We start from the raw sequence: 7416 nt of genomic DNA on the forward strand, positions 1-7416 counted from the left end.
AAATAATGTAGTAAAATATGTATAAAATGTTTTATTTTTATTAAAAAACTTGTATAATAAAATATTTTTTTCGACAAAAAACGCATTATGTATATTTACTTATATTAAATATACTATATGCTTTTTATTAGAGACAAGCCTATAAATGGAGTTTATATTATGAGAAAGAGAATAAATTTTATTATAATATTTTTTGTTATAGCATTAAACCTTTATTCTTTTGACGAAGGATTCGTATGGGGATTAAGAGCTAATTTTAACGGTACTGCCACATTACCATCTATTAGTGCATCAGACTTAGATAAGATAGGTGCTGCTTATATGAAAGGTTCTGTAGGATACACCATGGATGGAGAAGCTGAGCTTGGATATTTATTTGGTTCACAAAAATGGTTTGGAGGATTAGACCCTGCTAAATTCAGCGGTATGAGTTTATATGCTTCTATTGGTGTTGGTAATGGATTTGCTGGACAGGTTGCTGGAAACACAATAGAAGGGGTAACTGTTAATATGTATATTAATGTTAATTATGCTCCTGTAGTTAGTTTTGGAGTTGGTACTAAGGCTTACTTTTTAAATAGTAAATTGGCTTTAGGTCTTCAAGTTGGAGGAAAATTAATAGCAGATTTATCTCCTTCATATTTGGCTTATGCTGATGATAATACAGTTTTAACTCCTGAAGTTGGAGAAATAATAGTTACAGATTTTATGATAAAAAATATGAACCCATTAATGCTTAGCATAAAATTCTCTTTAGAATATAATCAGCCAGTTAATGACAGAGTTGAAGTTATTTTAGGAGTATATACAAGATTTAATGTATATAGCCCTCAATATATAACAATGCCTGATTCTTTATTAAAATTAATGGAAGCAGTAAGACCTAATTTCACAACTGAAACTAAATTGCCTTCATATTATATTAACTCATTAGACTTTGGTTTAACTTTAGGTTTAGCATTTAAGGGATAATCAATAGTTAGTTAATACTATTTTTGCGGAGTCATCTTTATGAAAAAAATTTGGATATTTTTATTAATATTAAGTATTTTATTTTTAAGCTCTTGTGCAAGGGGCTTTAATCCTATGTACTACTATAATAGAACCAGCAATTCTAGTTCAAGTACAAATGATAATATATTACCTCCAGATTTAGGTGGTGGAGATGAGATTTTATCCCCAGAGGAAGACCCTTTTAATAATGATAATGGTGATAAGCCTTGGAATGATCCTAACTACGGCGGTTTCACTTTAGACCTTGATAATTTAGTTATAAGGGCAGATTTTGATGGTAACAACAGACCTACATATAGATTAGAAGAAGGCAGTTGGACTTCTTTTTATCCTGCTAGCAATTGCTATAAAAACGGAGGAGATTTATCATCTTCTGCTGGAAATTTCTCTATAACAGGAGTAACCTATTATTTATATAAAGGAAAGAATCCAACATTTGACCCTAATAGCTCATATAATCAAAGTGATAGATTAAAAAGATTTTATTTCTATCAATTGATTGGTAGTTCTGCAGGTAAAAAAGTAGATAACTTTTTAATATGTATAGACAGTTATTCTAAACTAGTATTTGCTTTTGGTGTTCCTACTAAATGGACAAAAGTTGTAATAGCACAAATGCCTATAGCTTGGAGTGCCGTTGAAGTTGGATGGGAAGCTGATGCTTATTCCAATAGCCCTATATATTTTAATAATACTGAAGGTATACAATATTTTTATGAGTACGACCCTGTTGGAGTAGTTCTTCCAGATAAGACTATAAAAATATTTGATTGGTGTTTAACTTCTATAGGAAACAATAGATATGCACCAAGAGTAAAAGATAATGTTATAAATTTAGACAGACCAATAGCTTCAGCAACAGAAACAGAAGGAAGATCTCCATATATGCCTATTAAAGTTGAAGCAGGTACTAAAGATAATATAACAATAATGGCTAAAAGCTTGAAAAATATAAGTGTAAAAAGCAGAGAAGCAGTATTTGGATTTATGAGTTCTCCTAAAAACAATGCTTGGTTTACTTATACAATAGGAGGAGTAGCTTATAATAATGAAATGGGAAGCGGAGTGTTACAAAATATAGAAAACTTAGATCCAAAATCTGAATCTATGACAGGAATGATATATTTAAGTGAAACAAAAAATATCGCAATTAATCAGCAAGCAGATTTTTCTTCTCAGATAGTTAATGAAATAAAGAATATAGATAAAGGTGCTACAATAGAATTAGCTTCCCGTGTAGATAAATACAATAAAGAAACAGGATTTGCTGATACAGCTAAATTTGGACAGCATGGTAGCGGAAATATGGCAGCTATTTCTGCTCCTATTTTGAAATTAAAATACGATACTAATAATCAGCAGTTTGTTGTAGATGATGAAAACTCTGTTATAAAAAATGAAGAACTTTCTACAAGTATAAGCTATTATACACCTAATTTTACTCTTAAAAGAGGAGATACTAAAGATATTACTATAAGATACAAATGGATGAAGGGTAATGATGCTTCAAATGGTGAGGAATTTGAAATTACTTACACTTTAAAATTTGAATCTGTAAATGAATAAATTAATTAAATATTTTCAAAACGTAGTGAAAACCAAAAAGTTTTCACTCGTTTTTTATTTATTTTTTAAATAAATAAAAGCAGGGGTTATTTATGAAAAAAATACAAATAATACTAATATTCTTGGCGGTCAGTTTATTATTTAGTTCTTGTGCCAGAAGATTCAGCCCTATGTATTATTACAATAAAAAAGCAAGCTCTTCAAATTCAGAAAGTGATTCAACCCCTTCTGATATAGCGGGAGATGAAGATATACCTGAAGATCAAGACCCATTTAAAAATGGTCAATGGAATGACATCGGTTATCAATTTGATGGAAATAAAATATTAGATTTTTTATTTGCCGCTAGTTTTGATAATAACAATGTTCCTATGTATTCATTTTTTAAAGATGGTACAGTATGGACAGTTTCAGATACTCTAACAGCAGAAAATAAATATAATGCTCAAGATGGTGCAAATAAAGCACAGGGATATAAAATTACAGGTGCTTCTTTTTATAGATATGATTATAAAAATCCTTTGGTTACGCCTGAAAGTGCTTACAATCAGTCTGAAAGAATGGGAAGATTTTTATTTTATAGGATTATAGGTAAAGCTGTAGTTGTTTCACTTAATAATTATTTAATAGCTGTTGACACTCATTCCAAACTAGTATTTGCCTATGCTAAAATTACTAAAACAGCAGAAGCAGTTGGGCAAAAATATCCTACAGAATTTGAAGCGGTGGAACTTCATGGTGAAAAAAGAAAGTTTTATGAATATGATCCTATAGGCTTTATGAGTTATGATGATTCTACTGATTCTTTAAAATTAACTTTATATAGAGAATATCAAAATGAAATGGCTAAAGATGCTAATGCATATTTTCCTCAAATACATGATCCAAGCAGAGAAATCGCAGGATATAATAATGAAAATAGTGCAGGACGCTCTCCATATTATATGGTAGCTATAGAAGATATAGACCCACAAACTATAATAGATCAGTTTAAAGGTAAAACTTATGCTATAAGAGATAAACTAACTTTATACACATATGAATTTTCATCTGATGGTTTAACTCTTACTTTAACAGAAAATCATTTTTATGATGGTATAGTTACTAAAACTTATAACTGCAGCAAAGAAGTTACTGGCCCTACTTCATTAAAATATGGAGATTTAACGATAACAGGACTTGGTACTTATGACAAAATAAAAGATGGTACTAGAGAATATATACTTAATTATCAAGACAATGGGCCTGCATTTGTAGACAGAGCGGCAGGAAAATCATATAAATCAAAAAACGGCACCTATGAGTATAGATTTAATCCTTCAGGTACAAGTTTAGATTATTATGAAAACAACAGTTATGTAAGAAGTTATACATTTGCTCAAGAGGATTCAAGCGACAGAGCTGTGTATAAAGAAGCTACTGCTAAATACTGGGGATTAAGATTAGCAGATTATGATGGGGTTAAAGATGGAGTATTATATTGGTCTGGAAGTTCTTGGGCTTCTCCTGAAACAACTCCTACAGATGGAGTAACTTCAACACCTGGATATTTAAATGTAAATGTTATAGAAGGCGGCTTTATAAATAATGTTAAAGACAAAACATATAAATATAGAGATTATAGTGAATATAAAACAGATAGTCCTTTACCTGTAGATTATTCACCTACAGGAAAGAGCTTGATATTATATACTTATAAATTCTCAAGTGATGCCCAAACATTAGATATAACAGAAGATAATTGGAATGTTTCAGCAACTACTAAACGTTATAAAATAGTATCATCAGAAGAAAAATCAGCTATATACAAAGATGAAAAGAGCAGTGAAACAATTACAATGAGTATACAAACTGATAATAATACAATATATAAAGATGGAATTGTGGTTGGAACTACATCATTTATTGACAATGGTCCATTATTTGCTGATAGAGTGAAAATGGCAACATTTAAAAATGTAGTAGAACATTCTTATGATAGCACTTGTACATTTGTAGATTGGACTCATACAGCATTTAATCCAGAAAAATTTGCTCCTGGAAGTGTAGAATTTAAATTTAATGATGATGGTTCTAAATTTACTGTAACATTAAATAATAGACCATATGAATTTAAATTAGCAAGATATGATAATGATTCTTCTAATAATTTTACTGCTGTATATGAATGTATAAACGGAGCTAGCGGAACTTTTGGTAATTATAGTAGAATTTCTTTAGTTGATAAAGATGGCTATAAAACTATTAGAATGAGTTTAACACTTGGACAGCTTGGAGCTCCTATAGAAGCTAATGCTTTTGAATCTAATAGAGAATAAATAGTGTATTTATTATAGTTTATAAAAATTAAAAGCAGGTATAGATTAAAAAATTATATCTGCTTTTATAAAAAATAGTAAAAAAGTTGCTATTTTTTACTATTTTTCCTATATTTAAATAGGATTAGTGTTTTTTTTATGCAATGAGAGGTTATGAAATGAAAAAATTATATGTATTATTAATAGCAGCTATGCTTATGCTCATAGCTTGTGCGAGACCTTTTGATTCTAGATATTATTATAATAAAAAAGTTAATTCATCAGAAAGCGATACAGGCGGTTCTGATGTAGATATAGGCAGCGGAGGAGAAAATTTATCTCCAGAAGAAGACCCTTTTAATCCAAATTATAAGGGAGATGGGTATTATGGTTGGAATGATGAAAAATATATATTTGATGGAAGTATTATAGACAGTTGGTTTATGAAAGTAAATTTTGGTAAGGGTAATGTTCCTGAATATAGATTCTTTATACCAAATGACGGAAGAAGCTGGATTAAAGGAGACGATTTAAAAAATGAGTTTAACTTTGATGCTAGAAATGATGGAAATAAAGTAACCTACCCTCTTAACGTAGCAATATCTGATATGGTTGTATACAAATATGTTAATAAAAATCCATTGGTATCATCAACTGGAGAATATAATAAATCTGAAAGACTTCAAAGATTTATTTTTATGAGAATTAATGGTTCAGCGGCTAACGTACCTATGAACAATTATTTGATAGCTATAGATAAATATTCTAAATTTATATTTGCATATGCAAAGATAGTAGAAACAGGCTCTACATTAGGTAATAAATATCCTACTAAATTTGATGCAATAGAAAACTATCAAGACAGAAGATTCTTTTATGAATACGACCCTATAGGATTTGTTTCAGAAGATGGAACAGTTACATTATTTGATGAATATAAAAGAGAAATGGAATTGGGAGCAACAGATTATGTACCTTCAATACATAAAGAAAATAATAAACCTAGAGCCATAGCAACAAGAGAAAAACCAGGACGTTCTCCTTATTTAAACTTAAAAGAAGAAGGAAATAGAATATCTGTTGTTGTTTCATCTAAATCTGTAAAAAATATAAGTATTAAAAGTTATTCCAATCCTATTGGTTTTGGAGGATATAAAATAAAAGATGAAGCATATTTAGTATATGCTACAAGAGCTTCTATTTATGAAGACAGTCAGTCAAAAACATATGAAATGCTTGGAAATTATGGAGAAGGTAAAGAGCTTGGTTTTGGAGCAACACCTAACAGCATAATCACCATAAAAAATAATGACAGCACTATATCAGAAAAAAGTACAAAATATAGTGTATCAGATATAGAAAAAACTATGTTTAAAATTGATATAGATACTAAGTTTATTAAATATAATTGGCTTTTAGGCTTCCCTGATTATGGCGGAACTGTAACTCATATATCTGATTATGATAATTCATTATTAACTTTAGCATATAACCCTAATGATAAAAAGTTAAGTACAGAAAGTCAATCAGAAAAAGTAATATCTTGTACCCCTTCATCTTTTGTATTAGAAAAAGGTAAAGAACAAGAGATAGTTGTTAAATATAAAGATTTTAATGATAATAGAGAAGAGGAATGGGAAATAACATATTCTATAAAATTAGAATGAATTATATACAATTAAAATAATACAATGTTTTATTTAAGCGAGTTGAAAGCAAAAAGTTTTCACTCGCTTTTTTATATAATTTAATATATAATATAGCAGTTAAATTTTTTATAAAATAGGTTATTAATTATATGATAAAAGCAGCATTTTTTGATGTAGATGGAACTTTAGTGAGTTTTAATACACATAAGATATCTGAATTATCAAAAAAAGCAATACTCGCTCTCAAACAAAAAAATATAAAAGTATTTGTAGCAACAGGAAGAGCATTATATCAAATAGATAATTTGGACAATATAGAGTTTGATGGATATATTACTTTTAATGGTTCTCAATGCTATATAGAAAAAAAAGAAATATATAAAATTACATTAAACAAAAACGATTTAAAAAGTTTATGCAATTATTTAGAAAATCATAATCTACCATGTTCTATTATGACAAGTAAAGACATTTACACAAACACTCATAAAACTATGGAAATGTTTTATAATATGGTAAATGTTAAAGCGAATGTTATAGATAGTTTTACAGAATATATTCATAATAATATAGATGATATATTTCAGATTAATATATTTTCAGATAGAGATATAGAAAAAGAAATAATGAATAGTATCTTAATAAACTCTAGTTCAAGCAGATGGCATCCAATTTTTTTTGATGTTAATATAAAAAATATTGGAAAACATGTAGGCATAGATAAAATTATAGAACATTATGGTATTAAGCTGGAAGAAACTATTGCCTTTGGTGATGGAGAAAATGATATTAGCATGATAAAACATGCTCATATTGGTGTTGCTATGGGCAATGCTAATAAAGAAGTAAAAGAAATTGCGGATTATATTACTGATGATGTTGATAATGAT

The 7416-nt window shown here is 28.7% G+C and carries 5 protein-coding genes; all 5 read left to right on the plus strand.

Annotated features, from left to right (window positions below):
* Nucleotides 1-159: 159 nt before the first annotated feature.
* Complete coding sequence (locus E6A48_RS08320; RefSeq protein WP_219709640.1) at nucleotides 160-972, plus strand: hypothetical protein; 813 nt, start codon at nucleotides 160-162, stop codon at nucleotides 970-972.
* Between the two features lie 39 nt (nucleotides 973-1011).
* On the plus strand, nucleotides 1012-2580 hold the full coding sequence (locus E6A48_RS08325; RefSeq protein WP_219709642.1) for a hypothetical protein: 1569 nt from the start codon (nucleotides 1012-1014) through the stop codon (nucleotides 2578-2580).
* Between the two features lie 92 nt (nucleotides 2581-2672).
* Complete coding sequence (locus E6A48_RS08330; RefSeq protein WP_219709644.1) at nucleotides 2673-4898, plus strand: hypothetical protein; 2226 nt, start codon at nucleotides 2673-2675, stop codon at nucleotides 4896-4898.
* 158 nt (nucleotides 4899-5056) lie between these two features.
* Nucleotides 5057-6544: a hypothetical protein gene (locus E6A48_RS08335; RefSeq protein ID WP_219709646.1), complete on the plus strand. Its 1488-nt coding sequence runs from the start codon at nucleotides 5057-5059 to the stop codon at nucleotides 6542-6544.
* Between the two features lie 131 nt (nucleotides 6545-6675).
* Nucleotides 6676-7416, plus strand: a 741-nt coding sequence (locus E6A48_RS08340; protein ID WP_219709648.1) for a Cof-type HAD-IIB family hydrolase, incomplete at its 3' end; no start/stop codon positions are given.

It is taken from the genome of Brachyspira pilosicoli (assembly GCF_019402445.1).
In the GTDB taxonomy this organism is placed as follows: domain Bacteria; phylum Spirochaetota; class Brachyspiria; order Brachyspirales; family Brachyspiraceae; genus Brachyspira; species Brachyspira pilosicoli_B.

Bases quoted from the DNA above. Each gene is read 5' to 3' on its own strand.
- E6A48_RS08320 (WP_219709640.1), top strand. From the start codon at position 160: ATGAGAAAGAGAATAAATTTTATTATAATATTTTTTGTTATAGCATTA.
- E6A48_RS08325 (WP_219709642.1), top strand. From the start codon at position 1,012: ATGAAAAAAATTTGGATATTTTTATTAATATTAAGTATTTTATTTTTA.
- E6A48_RS08330 (WP_219709644.1), top strand. From the start codon at position 2,673: ATGAAAAAAATACAAATAATACTAATATTCTTGGCGGTCAGTTTATTA.
- E6A48_RS08335 (WP_219709646.1), top strand. From the start codon at position 5,057: ATGAAAAAATTATATGTATTATTAATAGCAGCTATGCTTATGCTCATA.